We start from the raw sequence: 17,292 nt of genomic DNA, 5'->3' as shown, positions 1-17,292 counted from the left end.
CCATGGATATGAACTGGGTAGACATCGGCGATATCTCGGATATCCCGCTGCGCGGCGCACGCTGCGTGAAGACCCCGCAGGGCAAGATCGCCGTCTTCCGCACCGCCGAAAACCAAGTCTTCGCCATCGAGGACCATTGCCCGCACAAGGGCGGTCCACTTTCGCAAGGCATCGTCCATGGCGCTGCCGTCACCTGCCCGCTGCACAACTGGGTGATCTCGCTCGAAACCGGCGAAGCTTTGGGGGCAGACAAGGGTTCGGTCAGGACCATTCCGGTGCGCAACGAGAACGGAGCCCTGTCGATTGCTCTCGATAGTTTGATGATGGCGGCGGAGTGACCGGAGCAGTCATGTCCGCTGAGACCAAAACCACCTGCCCTTACTGCGGCGTCGGCTGCGGCGTCATCGCCAATGTCGACGACCACGGCAAGGTCTCCGTTAAAGGCGACCCGGAGCATCCGGCCAATTATGGCCGGCTCTGTTCCAAGGGGTCGGCGCTTGCCGAAACCATCGATCTCGACGGCCGCGTCGTCTATCCAGAGATTCAGGGCCAACGGGCGAATTGGGACGAAGCGCTCGATCTCGTCGCCGCTCGCTTTTCCGAAACCATCGCGGAACACGGTCCCGATTCCGTCGCCTTCTATGTCTCCGGCCAGCTTCTGACCGAAGACTATTACGTCGCCAACAAGCTGATGAAAGGCTTCATCGGCTCGGCCAATATCGACACCAATTCGCGGCTCTGCATGTCATCCTCCGTCGCCGGCCATCGCCGCGCCTTCGGCTCGGATACCGTGCCGGGAACTTACGAGGATATCGAGCTTGCCGATCTGGTGATCCTGACCGGCTCCAACCTCGCCTGGTGCCATCCGGTCATCTACCAGCGCCTTGCCGCCGCCAAGGCCGCGCGGCCGGGAATGAAGGTCATCGTCATTGACCCGCGCCGGACGATGACCTCGGACATTGCCGACCTGCATCTGGCGATCCGCCCGGACGGCGACGTCGCTTTGTTCATGGGCCTCCTCGCCCAGCTTGCCCAGAGCGCCGCCATCAACCAGAATTTCATCGCGCTCCATACGGAGGGCTTTCCGGATGCGTTTGCCGAGGCCTCTGCGCTGAGCTTCAGCGATCTGCTCGACAAGACCGGTCTGCCGGCGATGCAGCTGCGCGAGTTCTTCCGCCTGTTCGTAACAGCGGAAAAGGTGGTGACCTGCTATAGCCAGGGCGTCAATCAATCCTCCTCCGGCACCGACAAGGTCAACGCCATCATCAATTGCCATCTGGCGACCGGGCGTATCGGCCGGCCCGGCATGGGGCCGTTTTCGCTCACCGGCCAGCCGAATGCCATGGGCGGGCGGGAGGTCGGCGGGCTCGCCAACATGCTCGCCGCCCATATGGCAATCGAAAATGTCGATGACCGCGATCGGGTACAGCGCTTCTGGAACGCACCGACGATTGCCGAGCGTCCGGGGTTGAAGGCGGTCGACATGTTCCGCGCCGTTGCCGATGGCCGCATCAAGGCATTGTGGATCATGGCGACCAATCCGGTGGTTTCGATGCCGGATGCAGATGCCGTCGAGGCAGCCATCAAGGCCTGTCCCTTCGTTGTCGTTTCCGATGTCCTGAAAGAAACAGATACGACGCGGCACGCCCATGTCCTGCTGCCATCCCTCGGCTGGGGCGAGAAGAGCGGTACAGTCACCAATTCCGAACGCCGGATCTCCCGCCAGCGAGCGTATCTCCCCGCTCCGGGCGATGCGAAACCAGACTGGTGGCAGATGGCCGAAGTCGGCCATCGCATGGGATTTGGCGACGCCTTCGCCTTTGGTTCTGCCGCCGACATCTTTGCCGAACACGCCGCTCTTTCCAGTTTCGAAAATGACGGTAGCCGGGATTTCGATATCGGCGCTTATGGGCAAATCGCAATTGACGACTACGACGCGCTTTCGCCATTCCAATGGCCTCAGCCCTCGGGATCAGCGCGGCAGGCGACACGTTTCTTCGCTGACGGCGGATTCTTTCATGCTGACGGCAAAGCTCGCTTCGTGCCGGTCAAGGCTCCAGAATCAGACCGCACCAACGCAGACTTTCCGTTCACGCTCAACACCGGCCGCATTCGCGACCACTGGCATACGATGACCCGCACCGGCAAAAGCGCCCGCCTGTCGTCACATATCGCCGAGCCTTTTGCGGAGATCCATCCCCGCGATGCGATCGAGATGGGCATCGGCGACGCCGGTCTGGTCGAGATCGAAAGCCCGCATGGCAAGGTGATCGTACGCGCCTTGGTAACCGAACGCCAGGCGCGCGGCAGCCTGTTCGTGCCGATGCATTGGAACGACCGGTTTGCCGCAAAGGCGCGTATCGACGCTGTCGTCACGCCCTTGACCGACCCCATTTCCGGCCAGCCTGCGTCGAAGAATATCGCAGTCGCTGCCCGCTCCTTCAAGGCGGCGCGTTATGGCTTCGCTGTTTCCATGGCAAGGCCACAGCGGCTGGATAGCGCTTATTGGGTGCTCGCCAAAGCCGATGGTGGTTGGCGGGTGGAACTTGCTTTCGATGATACGGAGGAGGATTGGGCAAGCTGGTGTCGCGCCACCTTCGATATCCCCGCGCATATCGAACCGCTCGGCTATGCCGATCAAACCTCCGGCGATTTGCGGCTCGCCTTCTTCGACGGCGAACGATTGCTCGCGGCGCTGTTTCTCGCCCGCCAGCCTGTCGCTGTCGCGCGCAATTGGGCTATCGCCCAGCTCGCCGCGTCCCATAGCGATCTGCGCAAACGCTTCGCGCTCGTTGCCGGACGGCCGGGTGCCGACACGCCCGATCCCGGAGCAACCGTCTGCTCGTGTTTTGGCGTCGGTGTCAATCAGATCGTCGGTGCAGTCCGTAACGGTTGCCACAGCGTCGAGGCGGTCGGCAAAGCACTAAATGCCGGTACCAATTGCGGCTCCTGCCGCGCGGAGATCCGTGGAATCATCGACGGATGCCCGGCAGCCGCGGCCGAATAAGAGCCGCCTCCTTAGCCCCGCAAACGCCTCGCCCGAGGCGCGACAAAGTGCCCACGGATCGGCCGGCGCCTACCGACTTGACTATCTACGCTCAATATGAGAACATACAGTGAACATATGGAGATATCCATGACTGACACACAGCAAGTCATAGAGCGTGCCATGACATTCGTCGCAGTTTCGAAAGCCTTGCGGCAACGCGAGCAGGAACGACTCGCCGCGTGGAAACGCCGCGTCGACATCAGCCGGCCGCTACCGCCCTTGCCGCGCGCCGTGCAGCTTTCGCTCAAGCTGGATCGATAATACCGCACGCGATCTGGGCTTAATGGGTAGAGATGGGTGTTCCCAAGGGAACCAGGATCCCGCCATGACGTTTTCTCACAAGAGGAGAAACACATGGCAAAGTATGATCCGACATCGCCGCCGATCCCGGCCCCGGAAACTGGCCTTCCAAATCCCCTTCAGCCGCCTTCGGTGGAACCGCCGAAGATCGCCAGGGATGATGACTCGACTGCCTATGCCCGCGGCTTCGAAGCCGGAAAACGGAAAGCTGCCACCGACAAGAATCCTTATCCCGAAGATAGTAGCAGCGCCAAAGCATTCGACCACGGCTATCTGGATGCACAGAAGGTCAGAAGCAACGATAAGCCGCCCGGTTAAAACGGCCGACGGCAGAGCGCCCGCTCGAAAGCGAGCGCTCTGTTTTTTCTAGAGATTGTTACGCCTTGAAGAACTCGAGCAGATCGGCGTTGATGACATCCGCATGGGTGGTGGCCATGCCGTGCGGGAAGCCCTTATAGACCTTCAGCGTGCCCTTCTTGAGCAGCTTGGCGGACAGAAGAGCGGAATCCGCGATCGGCACGATCTGGTCGTCGTCACCATGCATCACCAGGACCGGCACATCGATCTTCTTCAGGTCCTCGGTGAAATCGGTTTCCGAGAAGGCCTTGATGCAATCATAATGGGCCTTGGCGCCGCCCATCATGCCCTGGCGCCACCAATTGTCGACAACGCCCTGCGAGACATTAGCACCCGGACGATTGAAGCCGTAGAACGGGCCAGCCGGAATATCACGGAAGAACTGGGCGCGGTTGGCAACCAGTGCCGAACGGAAACCGTCGAAGACCTCGAGCGGCAGGCCGCCCGGATTCTTCTCCGACTTCACCATGATCGGCGGCACGGCACCGATCAGCACTGCTTTGGAGACGCGGCCATGGCCGCCATATTGCGCGACGTAGCGGGCAACTTCGCCGCCGCCGGTCGAATGTCCCACATGAATGGCGCCCTTCAGGTCGAGGTGCTCGGCCAATGCCGCGACATCGGCGGCATAGGTATCCATCTCGTTGCCGGTTGCCGTCTGGCTCGAGCGGCCGTGGCCGCGGCGATCATGGGCGATGACGCGGAAACCCTTGTCGAGGAAAAACAGCATCTGAGCATCCCAGTCGTCGGCGCTCAGCGGCCAGCCGTGGTGAAATACGATGGGCTGGCCTGTTCCCCAATCCTTGTAGAAGATCTGGGTTCCGTCCTTGGTCGTAATGGTGTTGCTGCTCATAGTGGTATCCTTCCCTTTCGAAGACTGCTTTGTTGCAGAGGCTTGTGCGGGTTGAGCGAAGGGCATGACAGCCGCCGTGGCGGCCAGACCTAGTCCGGCCGTCATAACGCCCCGGCGGGTAGCTTGATTGATCGAGTTGCTCATTTCAATCTCCAATCATTTATATATCGCACGATTTGTTATTGCGATATTTATCTATGTAGAGCCAATTCGAATTGTTGTCCATAAGAAATTTATCGCAATATCATATCGTGCAATAATAAATTGAGCAGCAATCAGCACTCCGGCATGATGCCTGAACGACTGAACGCATGGAATCATCGGGCCCAGCCCCTACGCGATGCACTTGGTCTGGAGGATGCTTCCGGCTGATTGTGTCAGGTAACGATGACTACTGTGCGGGCTTGTCCGCGAAATGCGCGATGGCGAATTCGGCCACTCTTCCGTTCGATTTCCTCGCATCGTCAATCCAGAATGGAAAGACCTGCCACTGGTGGATCATGCCGGGCCAGACTTCGACGGTGACATCGACCCCTGCCCGACGCGCCTTGTCCTCCAGGCGCAGCGTATCGTCCAGCAGCGCCTCACGCGAACCGACTTGCAGCAGCAGCGGCGGAAAGCCGGTCATATTGGCATAAAGCGGTGACCTCTCCCAATTCACCGGGGATCGATCGCCGATATAGGCCTTGCGTATCAACTCCAGCTCGCCCTTGCCCATGAAAGGATCGCTCCCGGCATTCGCGGTCATCGAGGCGCCCGTCAGGGCAAAATCGGTCACCGGGCTCATCGCCACCACCGCCGCCGGCAAAGGCCCCTTGAGCCGGAGCTGCCTGAGGGTGACCTCGATCGCCAGGGTTCCGCCGACGGATTCGCCGGCAACCACGATATTTTCCGCTCGATACCCCGAGGCGAGAAGCCAGCGATAGGCCGCCAGCGCGTCATCGACCTGGGCAGGGAAACCATGTTCCGGCGTGAGACGATAGTCTATGAGCAGGACATCGGCGGATGCGGCCTTCGCAAGAGAGCCGGCAATATTGCGATGCGTTCTCAACGAACCGCTATAGAAGCCACCGCCATGGAGATAGAGGATCGCCCGCCGGCCGAGCGGATGATGCAGCCGCGCTGGCCAGATCAGATCGGCCTCAACTCCGTTGACATCCGCATGACGGATCTGGACGCGCGTCGGATCCGGCGTGGATGCCATCAACCTCTCGAAGGCGCCGCGCCGCTGGCGGAGGTCCTGTATGCCGTCGTAAGTTTGATGCAGTGTCGCGATCAGCTTATCGATCTGATCGTTCGAGACCTGCGTCGGTGGTACTGACTCGAGAGCCTGGGCGGGTGAACCAAGCAGCCCCAAGGGGACGGTCACCGCCAGCGCTGCCATCAACCTTGTCAAGAAAGGGAGCATAAAGAGAAATGACCGACGCCCATTCACACGATTGACCTTTCCGCTACCCAGCCTGAAGGCAATATTGCTCTGTTCGGTTGCAACTGCCAACAGCTTCGTCTGTCTTCAGCTCTGGATACCGTCTATTTTTCAAAGCAGCATGACAGGCGGGAGCGCGCCGTCTCAGCCAGAGCGAATAGCTCGATGATCGCAAATGGCTGAAGGCACAGCTCTCCATCCCCGGATACGCCACCCGAGGTTTCTCCTCTTCCTATCTCTCGCCTCGAACGGTCCGAAGTAATCTTTACTGAGCGCTTTGGCTTCTCATAGCCTCGGAGAGATTGCCCGAGGCTGCGAACCCATCGAGACCCGTTGCAACGACCGACACCCGGAACACGCCATCAAGGGTTCTGTCGAAGATCGCGCCGACAACGATATCGGCATCATCGAGGACTTCGTCGCGTATGCGGCTTGCGGCCTCATCCACCTCAAACAGCGTCATGTCCGTGCCGCCGGAAATGGAGATCAGCACGCCCCGCGCGCCCTTCATGCTCATATCGTCAAGAAGCGGGTTGGCGACGGCAGCCTCTGCCGCCCTCAGCGCACGGCCCTCTCCGCTCGCCTCACCCGTCCCCATCATGGCTCGGCCCATTCCGCGCATGACGGATTTGACGTCGGCGAAGTCGAGGTTGATGAGGCCTTCCTTGACGATCAGATCCGTGATGCAGCTGACACCAGCAAACAGGACGCGGTCCGCAGTCACGAAGGCATTCGCGAAGGTGGTCGTGGCATCCGCAATGCGAAACAGGTTCTGGTTTGGAATGACAATGACGGTGTCCGCGCTTTCGCGCAGCCGCTCGATACCCTCGTTGGCGGTCCGCATGCGCCGGTTGCCTTCGAACGTAAAGGGCTTGGTGACGACGCCTACCGTGAGGATCCCCGCCTCGCGCGCCGCTTGCGCGATGATCGGGGCTGCACCCGTACCGGTGCCGCCACCCATCCCGGCCGTGATGAAGCACATATGCGTGCCGCGGAGGTGGTCCATGATTTCATCGATGGATTCCTCGGCAGCAGCGCGTCCGATTTCCGGCAGGGAGCCGGCGCCGAGACCTTCGGTCACCTGAGTCCCGAGCTGAATGCGCCGCGCTGCGCTCGACATCGCGAGCGCTTGCGCATCCGTGTTTGCCGCAATGAATTCAACGCCCTGAAGCTCTTCCGCGATCATATTGTTGATCGCGTTGCCGCCGCCGCCGCCGACACCGACGATGGAAATCTTCGGTATCACTTCGGATAAGGATGTGCGGATGTCGGCCATGGGAGTCCCCTTCAATCAATTTCAATCGCGATCACCTGCCATTCGCGGGAACTGGCATAAAGCGATTCGCGAGAGCATAACGATCCTGATGAGGAACGCGTGAGCATTGCGGCATATGCTGGGCGACGTCCACAAGATAATGAATTTAATGCATGGCGACGGTCGGCATGTTAAAGCGCGAGCCCCCGGATCAAACACCGGGAGCCCGCAGCGACCAACGCAATTCTCAGCCGGCTGAGGTTAGATCGAGGCCAGGCGGGCGAGGATGGCCTCTCGCGCAGACCGCGAGCCAGCCAGACGTTGCCTTACCTCGGCAAGCACCTCGGCTGTCGCCTCTTCCGGCGTCCCCGAATGGAATGGCGGCGCCGGCGCGTATTCCAGCGAGAGCTGAATCATCTCGGCTTCCTCCTGGCCGCGCAGGGCTGCGACGACAGCCAGCCCGAAGTCGATACCGGCCGTCACCCCGCCGGCCGTGATCAGATTTCCGTCCCGAACGATGCGGCCCGCGGTCGGGATAGCCCCGAAATGGGCGAGAAAATCATGGGCATTCCAATGCGTCGTTGCCTTCCTGCCCTTGAGCAGGCCGGCCGCGCCGAGAACGAGGGAGCCCGTGCAGACCGAGGTCACGAAACGTGCTTGCGCTGCTTGTGCGCGGATAAAGGACAAAACGGTCGCATCTTCGAGCAGCGCGTTGACGCCGCTACCGCCTGGTATGCAGATGACGTCGAACTGGGGGCAATCCTCGAACGTCGTCGTCGGCTGCAGCACCAGTTTCGTCGCCGAAATGATCGGCGCGACATCCTTCCAGATCAGATGGACCTCCGCGCCTTCCGTCGAGGCGAAGACCTCGTAAGGCCCTGTCAAATCAAGTTGCTGAACGCCGGGAAAGGTGAGCAGGCCGAAGCGGATGGTCATATTCATCTCCAAAGGTTGACTTCGACAAGCTTACGCGATCACAATCTGGCGCATTTGCCAAACTACCCTCATTTTGAGCCAAACCATGCGCCGCATCGAAATTCTCGCCTTCGAAAACGCCCAGCTGCTCGACATAACCGGGCCACTGCAGGTGTTTACCAGTGCCAATGAGGCGGCCCTCGCAGCAAGTCTGCCAAGACCCTATGACGCGATCACGGTCGCGGCGAGCGCACAGACCGGAACGACCTCGGGCCTCACGCTTGCGACCGCGGCGCTGCCCAACAATGATATCGAGATCGATACTTTGATCGTCGCGGGCGGGCGGGGCGTGAACAAGGCGTGCGAGGACGCAACTCTCATCGACTGGATCCGCCGGCGCTCGGCAAGGGCGCGGCGAACGGCGTCGGTTTGCAGCGGTGCCTTTCTTCTCGCCGAAGCGGGCCTGCTGGAGTGCAAACGCGCGGTGACGCATTGGCATCGCTGCGAGGAATTTTCCAAACGCTTTCCCAATGTGAAGCTGGAGCCGGATCCGATCTTCATTCAGGATGGAGAGATATGGACGTCGGCGGGCGTAACCGCCGGCATCGATCTGACATTGGCGCTTGTCGAGGCTGATCTCGGCCGAAAACTGGCCCTCGCCGTTGCGCGCGAGCTCGTCGTCTTCCTGAAGCGGCCGGGCGGCCAGGCGCAGTTCAGCACCATGCTGACGCTGCAGGAGGGCGGCGAGCGCTTCGATCGCCTGCACGGATGGATCATGGACAATCTGCGAGCGGACCTCTCGTTGCCGGCCCTTGCCGATCAGGCCAACATGAGCGCACGCAGCTTCTCACGACATTATCGCCAGGCGACGGGACGTACACCGGCCAGGGCGGTCGAGGATATTCGCGTGGAGGCAGTGCGCCGTCTTCTGGAACAGGGCGTTTCCGTCCGTCAGGCGCGCATGCGCTGCGGCTTCGGTTCGGAGGAAACCCTGCGGCGAAGCTTTCTGAGAAGCTTTGGCACAACGCCGCAAGCCTTTCGTGACCATTTCGGGTAGTTTAGCTGTGCGACAAGATTTTGCATTGAGGCATTTGCCTGACAAAGACTTCCCGATCGAAGGATGCCATGCTTACCTTGGAAACCTCACGGCTGATCTTCCGGCCCTGGCAAGACCGGGATCGCGCACCATTCGCCGCCATCAACGCCGATCCCGAAACGCGACAATATTATTATCCAAGCCTGCTCACGCCTGCGGAAACGGACGCGATGATCGATGAAGCCAATGAACTGTTGGCGAGCGAAGGGTTCGGCTTTCTTGCCGTCGAGCGCAAGGCGGACGGCGCATTGATTGGTGGAGCGGGGTTATCGCGTCCCGGCCCCGAAGTTCCCGGCAACTTCCCGATTGAGATCGGCTGGATTCTCGGGCGCGCCTATTGGCGTCAGGGCTATGCGACAGAAGCTAGCCATTGTTGCCTCGACTTCGCGTGGGAGGAATTGCAGGCAAAAGAGGTGATCGGCTACACATCGACCATCAACCTTCCGTCACGCCGCGCTATGGAGAAGATCGGCATGGTGCATGTGGAAGGCGCCGATTTTGAGGATACGACAGTTCCGCCGGGCCATATCCTGCGCCCGCACGTGCTCTATCGGATCGAGCGCCCCTCCAGTTAGGTGTTAGGAATGCGGCTCAAGCACTTGATTTTCATTGCTGTAGCATTTCTCTTCGCGACCCAGGAAACGCGCGCCGCCGATAGCTTTTATGTCGATGCAGGCTCGACCCCTGCCATCTGGGTTCGCCAACATCCGGATGATCCCCGTGCCGCCAAGATCGCCACGTCGATTGCGACCGTGCCCACAGCGCGTTGGTTCGGCGACTGGAGTGGCGATATCCGTTTGGCGGTAGCGGCGTTTGTCGATAAGGCCGCAACGGCAGGTCAGACGCCAATTCTCGTTGCCTACGATATTCCCAACCGGGACTGTGCCGGAGAGTCGGCCGGCGGGGCTGGCGACACCTCTGCCTATCGCCGCTGGATCGACAGCTTCTCGCAAGGCATCGGCAAGCGGACGGCAATCGTCATCGTCGAGCCGGACTCGGTCGCCCAGATTGATTGCCTGAAAACCGTTGACCTGCGCCAGACGCGCCTCGCGTTACTACGCTATGCGGTTTCACGCCTTCATCTCAATGCGCCGGCGGCCGATATTTATCTCGATGCCGGCAATGCGCACTGGATTCCCGCCGCGACGATGGCCGCCCGTCTGGTTGAAGCCGGCATAGGTGATGCGAAAGGCTTTGCGTTAAACGTGTCGAATTTCTACACGACCGAGGAATCCGTAGCCTATGCAAAGACCGTCAACGCCGCCTTGGCCGATCAACTCGGCCACCCCGAAGCGGTCGTCATCGACACCAGCCGAAACGGCGATGGATCCCACGGTCAATGGTGCAATCCCCCAGGCGCCAGGCTTGGCGAGAGAACCCATTTCCTCAGCGACCAGATATTGCTTGCCTGGGTCAAGGTGCCGGGCAATTCCGACGGTAAATGCGGGATAGGGTCGTCCTGGCGCGCCGGATTTTTCAGCCCGGAGCTGGCTGTCCGGTTGATTGATGGCAACTAACTGAACCGCCTACGGGCGAAAACTCGCAGCCGTATGCCGCGCCGGCAATCGATCGCCCTCGCGGAAGATCCGGTTACGCAGTGATCCCTCGGCGTAAGCCGTCTTGTAGAGACCGCGATCCTGCAGGGCAGGCACGACGATGTCGATGAAGTCCTCGTAGCTCTCCGGCGTCACCGTTCGCGTCAGATTGAACCCGTCGATCTCGCCTTCGATGATCCAGCTTTCGAGCTCATCGGCAATCTCAGTAGCATCGCCGACTATGACGGGATAACGGCCGCCGACGGCCAGTTCCTTAAGCAATTGCCGCTTCGTCCAGCCACGCTGCTGCGCGAGTTGCGTTGCCGACTGGATGGCATTCGACGTGCCGTAGGAAATCGGGTCGTCCAGCTCGTAGCGGGAAAAATCGATGCCGGTGCTGGCCGCGAAATGCGCCAGTCCTGCTTCCGGGCTCGCGTGGCGCAGATAGTCTTCGTATTTTTCTCGCGCCGCCCGCCGCGAGTGGTCCGGGATCACGGTAATCCCGACAAATATCTTCACGTCCTCCGGCCGTCGTCCCGCATCGACAACCGCCTGCCTTAGAATGCGCGATGTATTCCGTGCCGCGGTCTTGTCGGTCGCGGTGATGAACACGCATTCGGCATGCCTCGCGGCGAACTGGCGGCCGCGCCCCGACGTGCCCGCCTGATAGAGCACCGGCGTCCGTTGGATGGACGGCTCGGAGAGATGATAGCCGTCGACCTGATAGAAGGGGCCGCGATGATGGATCGGCCGGACCTTGGCCGGATCGGCGAAAATACGCGCCTGCCGGTCGGCGCGCACCGCGTCATCATCCCAGCTTCCTTCCCAGAGCTTGTAGAGCACCTCCAGATAGTCGTCGGCGCGATCATAGCGCGAGTCGTGATCCGCCTGCCCATCCTGGCCGAGGGCGCGTGCGGCGCTATCGAGATAACCAGTAACGATGTTCCAGCCGACGCGGCCACCCGTCAGGTGATCGAGTGTCGACATACGGCGGGCGAAGAGATAAGGCGCTTCGGAATTGAGGTTGACGGTAATGCCGAAGCCGAGATGGCGCGTCACCGCCGCCATGCCGGACACCAAGAGTAGTGGATCGTTGACCGGAAGCTGGATGGATTCGCGCAGCGTCAGGTCGACGGAGTTCTGATAGACGTCATAGACGCCGACGATATCGGCGAGGAATATGCCGTCGAACAGGCCACGTTCCAGCGTCTTGGCAAGCGAGGTCCAGTAGTCGAGTGTCTTGTACTGATCCGATCGGTCGCGCGGGTGTGTCCAGAGGCCATGATTGATATGGCCGACGGAGTTCATGTTGAAGGCATTCAGGAGGATCTGCTTTTTCATGGCATCGATGACCTAGATCGCGCCGTGGCGCGGCGGCAGCTTGCCGTTCAGGTAGTAGTTGCCGACCGCCTGATATTTCCAACGAACGGGATCGTGCAGCGTGTGCGTGCGCACATTGCGCCAGTAACGATCGAGATTGTCCTCCACCAGCGTCGAAGACGTGCCGGACAGTTCGAACAGCTTGTTAGCGGCCAGCAACCCGGCCTTCGTCGCCAGGATTTTTGCTTCCGCCACGGCGATCGAGGCACGCGCGACGCTCTCTTCCGTCATATCGGCCCGCGCTGCATCGACCTCCGCCGCGGCACGATCAAGCAGCGCCTGCGCCGCCCGCAGCCGCAGCCAGACATTGCCGACCTGATGCAGCGTCAGGGGATCCTCGGTGGCGCGCTCCACCTTGGCATCCAGCCAGGGACGGGCGCGCTCACGGATGAAGCGCAGCATCTCCTGATAGGCACCGAAGCCGATGCCGAGATCGATGGCCGCATGCATGATCTGCGCAAACGGCCCAATGGTCGTCGGCCGTTCGAAGGAAGCCTGGAACGGGAGGACCCATTCCGGTTCTATACTGACCCGCTCGAACAACACCGTGCCGCTGCCGGTCACACGCTGCCCGAAACCATCCCAGTCGTCATGGATGGTGACGCCCGGCGCATCCCGGGGCACGAAGGCGAGATAGGTGACAGGTGCGCCGTCTTCCTCGGCAACGACGAGGGTCGGAATCCAATGAGCGTAGATCGCGCCGGTGCAATAGAACTTCTTTCCATCGACATACCAGCCACCCGGATCGCGCACGAGCCGCGTGCGGCGCTTGAAATCGCGCTGACCGATTTCGGCGAGCGCATTGCCCAGCCGCTCGCCGGCCAGCACGCGCTCGTAGAAAAAAGCCTTCTGTTCCGCGCTCCCGCCGACGCGAAGCACCTCCAGCGCGTAGTAATGGTTCTGCGGAATCTGCGACAGCGATCCGTCCGCGGCACCGATGGCGACGATCGTCTGCGCGACGGTCTTCGCCGAGACGCCCGCCCCGCCATACTCACGGGGAACGGTGATCCCCCAGAGGCCGCTGGTGCTGTACAGATCGAGTTCTGTCCAGGGCAGAAGCCGCTCGCTATCCCGCGATGAGGCGCTTGCCGCAAAATCGGTGGCAAGACGTTCCGCGACCTCACGCGCCTGAGCATCGTCACGGATAATATCGGCCGGCCGGCTTGGCGGCGGCGCGGGTGAAACCGGCTTGGGGGAGTTGATCTCAGTCATGTCGACGCTCCTAATTCCACTGATGGCGGGCTGGAAAGACACCGTTGAGCTGGTAATTGCCAAGCAGGTGATATTTCCAGCGCACCGGATCATGCAGCGTATGCACCCGCGCATTGCGCCAGTGCCGGTCGAGATTGTGCCCGGCGCGGGTTGCCGCCGAGCCCGCCAGATCGAACAGCTTCTCGGTCGCTTCGAGCGCAATCTCCGTCGTCAGGATCTTCGCTTCCGCAACCGCTGCCGACGCCCGCGCACTGGACGCCTCGGTGATCGGCGCACGCGCTACCTCGTCCAGCACCTCGCCGGCGGCGTAGAGCAATGCCTGCGCGGCATGCAGTTCGGTGTAGAGATGGCCGATCTCGTGGATGATGGTCGGATCGTCGCTTGCCGATTGCAGACCGGAATCCATCCACGGGCGAGCATAGTCCCTGACGAAAGCGACCGTATCCTCGATCGCGGCCCTGGCGATGCCGGCATCGATCGCCACCTGGATGAGCTGCGAGACCGGGCCGGTGATGCCCGGACGGTCGGCAAGCTGCCAGACGGGGAAAACCTGTTCGCTGCCAATGGCAACATCGGTGAATTCTACCGTGCCGCTCGCCGTCGTCCGCTGGCCAAAGGAAGACCAGTCGTCGATGACGTTGACGCCGCTGGCGTCATAGGGCGCCCAGACCTGAACCGCGCAGCCCTCGTCATCGACAGCGCGTGTCGGGATCCAGTGCGCGAACAGTGCTCCTGTCGAATAGAAACGCCGACCCGTCAGCCGTAGTCCATCAGGCGTCTGGCGCAGACGCGTGGTGCTGACATTGACGGCATTCCGGCCGCGTTCCGGCCCGGCATTGCCGATGCGATAGCCCCGGAGAATATCGCCATAGAAGCGGCGCTTCTGCTCTTCGGTACCGATCTCGCGCAACAGCGACAGCACGCCGAACTGGTTCTGCGGGATCTGGCCGAGCGCCGGATCGGCGGCACAGAGGATCTCAAAGACCTTGGCGAGCGTGACATGGGACACTTCGGCGCCGCCATAGGCATTCGGGACGGTGATGCCGCCGAGGCCGCTTTCGGTATAGAGATCGATCTCCTCCCAGGGGAGCCGCCGTTCGCGGTCACGCTCGGACGCCCCCGCCCGGAATTTCTCGGCCAGCACCTCGGCAGCCTTGATCGCCTGATCGTCAGTTTCGATCAGCCGGGGCGGCCAGGGTGGTGCCGGCCGGCGTGGTTCCGTCGTTTCGGTGGATATAGTGTTCGAGCCCGTGGGGTAGGCATCGGTCATGGAAAACTCCTGAGAAAACGTCAGCGTGCCCGCAGGCGGCTAACGGCATAGTCGCCAGTGAACTGCACGAGGCAGACGAGCGCGATGAGGACGACGATGACCATGGCCATCACGGTCGTGTCGTAGCGTTGATAGCCGTAGCGGATCGCCATGTCGCCGAGGCCGCCGGCACCGATGGCGCCCGCCATGGCGGAGGCGCCGATCATGCTGACGATGGTGATGGTAAAGCCGCCGACGATGCCGGGCAGTGCTTCCGGCAAGAGCACATGGCGAACGATGTGCCAACGGCGGCAACCGATCGCTTGCGCCGCCTCGATCAGCCCGCCATCGACCTCACGCAGGCTGACCTCGGCAATGCGGGCGAAAAACGGTGTGGCGCTGATGGACAGTGGCACGATCGCAGCCCAGACGCCGATCGTGGTGCCGGTCAGCAACCGCGTCAGCGGCAAGAGGGCGACCAGAAGCACGATGAAGGGCGTGGCGCGAAAGCCATTGATGAGTGCCGCCAGCACCCGGTTGAGGCGCGGCGCATGGATAAGACCATCAGGCCCCGACAACACCAGGAACACTGCCAGCGGAATACCGATCGCGAGGGCAAACACGGCTGAGATGCCGACCATGACGATGGTGTCGAGCAAAGCCTGCCACAGGCGTTCATACATCAACGTCGACATAGCCCAATATCCTTGTTTCATGCGCCAAACCGTCGAGATCCGGCAGCCCCCGGCTCTCCGGTCGGCGCGTGGCGATCAACAACCGGCCGTGAACATGGCCGTCGATCCGGTCGAGCGAGCTTTGCAGCAGCCGCACCGGCGCGCCAATGGCGGCGGCAATGGCGGCGATATCCGGCTCCAAGCCGCCCTCGCCCGTATAGGACAGCGCGATGATTGCATCTTCGCGGCGAGCAGGATCGGCCTCCGGCCGTAGACGCTTTGCCAGGTCCTCCGGGATATCGCGATGCAGCGGCTGCAGCAGCGCGCGGGTGGCGGCGTGTTGCGGATTGCCGAAAACGCGCCAGACCGGACCGGATTCGACCATGCTGCCCTGTTCGAGGACGACGACATGATCGCAGATCTCGCGGATGACGCTCATCTCGTGGGTGATGAGAACGATGGTCAGGTTGAGGCGGCGATTGATATCCTTCAGCAGTTGCAGGATCGACAGCGTCGTCTCCGGATCGAGCGCCGATGTCGCCTCGTCGCACAGCAGGATTTCCGGATGATGAACCAAAGCGCGGGCAATGCCGACGCGCTGCTTCTGCCCACCGGACAGGCGTGAGGGATAGGTGTCGCACTTGTCCTCGAGCCCGACGAGCGCGAGAACCTCGGCAACGCGCTCCTCGATCTGGCGGCGCGGCACGCCGGCCACGATCAGCGGCAGCGCGACATTACCCCACACCGTCTTGGCCGATAACAGGTTGAAGTGCTGGAAGATCATGCCGACCCGGCGGCGAAGCGCCACCAGCGTATCCTCGTCATATCCGCCGATATCCTCGCCATCGACGAGAACGCGGCCGTCGGTCGGCTTCTCCAGCCGGTTGATCGTTCGAAGCAGGCTCGACTTGCCTGCACCACTGCGCCCGATAATGCCGCAGATCGCGCCCGCCGGAATATCAAGACTGATGTCCTGCAGGGCCTGCACCGATCCCGCCGAAGACGTATAGGTCTTGCCGACCTTCTCGAAGACGACGGAACCCGGGCGTTGCCCGGGCTGAGCGCCCTGCTCCTCGATCACTGTCTGGCTTCGCTCCGCGCGCGGAACGGGCCAGACAGTGGTCGGAGCGATATCGCTGTCGATCACGGCAGCCATGGCAGCGTATAGAGCTTGTTGTCGGAACCGAAAGCCTTGTGGATCGCGTCACGAACCGCCGTGGAATTCTGGTAGAGGGCAACCAGTTCCTTCAGCGCCGGATTGTCCGCCTTGTCCTTGCGGACGGCGAAGACGATCGCGAACTGCTTGTCATCCACGCCGGAATAGAGCAGGCCGGAGGATGGATCGAAGGTCTTGGCGGCAACGATGAAATGCGGATAGCCCTGCGCCAGATCGACGTCGCCGGTGACGCGCGCGAGCTGCGGACCTTCGATTTCCTTGAAGGTCAGCTTCTTCGGGTTGTCGGTGATATCATCCAGCGTACCCTTGAAGCCGACACCGTCGCGAAGCTTGATAAGGCCCGCCTTCTGCAACAGCAGCAGACCGCGGCCCTGGTTGACCGGATCATTGGCAATGGCAACCGTGCCGCCCTCGGGAATGCTGGCAAAGTCCTTATGCTTCAGCGAGTAGAGGCCGATATTGGCAAGCACGCCCTGGCCGACGCTGGTAAAATCATAGCCGCGCTCCTTGATCGCATTATCGAGGAAAGGCTTGTGCTGGAAATAATTGACGTCGATGTCGCCCGACTGCAGCGCGACATTCGGCGTCGTCCAGTCGCTGAACTCGACGATCTCGATATCCAGCCCTTTTGCCTTGGCCTCCGGAACCAGCGCCTCGATGGAATCGGCGTAAACGCCGGGCACAACGCCAACCTTCAGTGTCTCGGCGAAGGCCTGAGTGGAAAGCAGCAGAGCAGCGGCCGCAAACAGATTTGCGATGGTAAGTTTCATTTATGTCCCCTCAGTCGAAATAGGCGAGTCAGCGCTCCCTCGAT

Annotated in this window: 17 protein-coding genes; 7 read left to right on the top strand and 10 right to left on the bottom strand. The window is 61.4% G+C overall.

Annotated features, from left to right (window positions below; all coding sequences use genetic code 11):
• Positions 1 to 2 precede the first annotated feature (2 nt).
• The 4 genes from nirD to AB6803_RS23300 all read left to right on the top strand — a co-directional run bounded on the left by nirD (position 3) and on the right by AB6803_RS23300 (position 3,667).
• A complete protein-coding gene (nirD, locus tag AB6803_RS23315) occupies positions 3 to 338 on the top strand; it encodes a nitrite reductase small subunit NirD (RefSeq protein WP_371111120.1) in 336 nt (111 codons plus the stop codon).
• Between the two features lie 11 nt (positions 339 to 349).
• Positions 350 to 3,007: a molybdopterin-dependent oxidoreductase gene (locus tag AB6803_RS23310; RefSeq protein ID WP_371111119.1), complete on the top strand. Its 2,658-nt coding sequence runs from the start codon at positions 350 to 352 to the stop codon at positions 3,005 to 3,007.
• 129 nt (positions 3,008 to 3,136) lie between these two features.
• The gene (locus AB6803_RS23305) at positions 3,137 to 3,310 is read left to right on the top strand and encodes a hypothetical protein (protein WP_007692823.1); all 174 of its coding nucleotides are present in this window, start codon (positions 3,137 to 3,139) and stop codon (positions 3,308 to 3,310) included.
• Positions 3,311 to 3,403: 93 nt separating this feature from the next.
• The gene (locus AB6803_RS23300) at positions 3,404 to 3,667 is read left to right on the top strand and encodes an Sf3a2-prov protein (RefSeq protein WP_371111118.1); all 264 of its coding nucleotides are present in this window, start codon (positions 3,404 to 3,406) and stop codon (positions 3,665 to 3,667) included.
• Between the two features lie 58 nt (positions 3,668 to 3,725).
• On the opposite strand, the gene AB6803_RS23295 is transcribed toward AB6803_RS23300, so the two are convergent.
• The 4 genes from AB6803_RS23295 to AB6803_RS23280 form a co-directional block, all read right to left on the bottom strand.
• Entirely contained in the window at positions 3,726 to 4,559 is an 834-nt protein-coding gene (locus tag AB6803_RS23295; protein ID WP_113136651.1) for an alpha/beta fold hydrolase, read from the bottom strand.
• 391 nt (positions 4,560 to 4,950) lie between these two features.
• Positions 4,951 to 5,943 carry an alpha/beta hydrolase gene (locus AB6803_RS23290; protein WP_371111117.1) on the bottom strand — a complete coding sequence of 331 codons (993 nt, stop codon included), beginning with the start codon at positions 5,941 to 5,943 and terminating at the stop codon, positions 4,951 to 4,953.
• Between the two features lie 307 nt (positions 5,944 to 6,250).
• On the bottom strand, positions 6,251 to 7,261 hold the full coding sequence (ftsZ, locus tag AB6803_RS23285; RefSeq protein ID WP_042476311.1) for a cell division protein FtsZ: 1,011 nt from the start codon (positions 7,259 to 7,261) through the stop codon (positions 6,251 to 6,253).
• 240 nt (positions 7,262 to 7,501) lie between these two features.
• Positions 7,502 to 8,176, bottom strand: coding sequence for a DJ-1/PfpI family protein (locus tag AB6803_RS23280; RefSeq protein WP_371111116.1), 675 nt, complete (start codon positions 8,174 to 8,176; stop codon positions 7,502 to 7,504).
• Positions 8,177 to 8,261: 85 nt separating this feature from the next.
• Between AB6803_RS23280 and AB6803_RS23275 the strand changes: the two genes are divergently transcribed.
• The 3 genes from AB6803_RS23275 (at position 8,262) to AB6803_RS23265 (ending at position 10,768) form a co-directional block, all read left to right on the top strand.
• Positions 8,262 to 9,212, top strand: a complete 951-nt coding sequence (locus AB6803_RS23275) for a GlxA family transcriptional regulator (protein ID WP_371111115.1) — start codon at positions 8,262 to 8,264, stop codon at positions 9,210 to 9,212.
• Between the two features lie 68 nt (positions 9,213 to 9,280).
• Positions 9,281 to 9,826 carry a GNAT family N-acetyltransferase gene (locus tag AB6803_RS23270; RefSeq protein WP_371111114.1) on the top strand — a complete coding sequence of 182 codons (546 nt, stop codon included), beginning with the start codon at positions 9,281 to 9,283 and terminating at the stop codon, positions 9,824 to 9,826.
• Between the two features lie 9 nt (positions 9,827 to 9,835).
• A complete protein-coding gene (locus AB6803_RS23265; protein WP_371111113.1) occupies positions 9,836 to 10,768 on the top strand; it encodes a glycoside hydrolase family 6 protein in 933 nt (310 codons plus the stop codon).
• A gap of 9 nt (positions 10,769 to 10,777) precedes the next feature.
• On the opposite strand, the gene AB6803_RS23260 is transcribed toward AB6803_RS23265, so the two are convergent.
• The 6 genes from AB6803_RS23260 to AB6803_RS23235 are packed head-to-tail and all read right to left on the bottom strand — an operon-like array spanning position 10,778 to position 17,248.
• Positions 10,778 to 12,127 (bottom strand): LLM class flavin-dependent oxidoreductase, encoded by a 1,350-nt coding sequence (locus tag AB6803_RS23260; protein ID WP_371111112.1) that lies wholly within the window; start codon positions 12,125 to 12,127, stop codon positions 10,778 to 10,780.
• A gap of 12 nt (positions 12,128 to 12,139) precedes the next feature.
• Complete coding sequence (locus AB6803_RS23255; protein ID WP_371111111.1) at positions 12,140 to 13,378, bottom strand: SfnB family sulfur acquisition oxidoreductase; 1,239 nt, start codon at positions 13,376 to 13,378, stop codon at positions 12,140 to 12,142.
• A 10-nt stretch (positions 13,379 to 13,388) separates the two neighbouring features.
• On the bottom strand, positions 13,389 to 14,648 hold the full coding sequence (locus AB6803_RS23250; RefSeq protein WP_371111110.1) for an SfnB family sulfur acquisition oxidoreductase: 1,260 nt from the start codon (positions 14,646 to 14,648) through the stop codon (positions 13,389 to 13,391).
• A 20-nt stretch (positions 14,649 to 14,668) separates the two neighbouring features.
• Positions 14,669 to 15,322: a methionine ABC transporter permease gene (locus AB6803_RS23245; protein ID WP_371111109.1), complete on the bottom strand. Its 654-nt coding sequence runs from the start codon at positions 15,320 to 15,322 to the stop codon at positions 14,669 to 14,671.
• Complete coding sequence (locus tag AB6803_RS23240) at positions 15,303 to 16,457, bottom strand: methionine ABC transporter ATP-binding protein (RefSeq protein WP_371111108.1); 1,155 nt, start codon at positions 16,455 to 16,457, stop codon at positions 15,303 to 15,305. Before AB6803_RS23240 ends, AB6803_RS23245 begins: the two co-directional genes overlap by 20 nt.
• Entirely contained in the window at positions 16,445 to 17,248 is an 804-nt protein-coding gene (locus tag AB6803_RS23235) for a MetQ/NlpA family ABC transporter substrate-binding protein (protein WP_371111107.1), read from the bottom strand. Before AB6803_RS23235 ends, AB6803_RS23240 begins: the two co-directional genes overlap by 13 nt.
• Positions 17,249 to 17,292: the final 44 nt, after the last annotated feature.

This window comes from Rhizobium sp. RCC_161_2 (genome assembly GCF_041355235.1).
Classification (GTDB): domain Bacteria; phylum Pseudomonadota; class Alphaproteobacteria; order Rhizobiales; family Rhizobiaceae; genus Rhizobium.
This window is presented reverse-complemented; position numbering and strand designations above follow the sequence as displayed.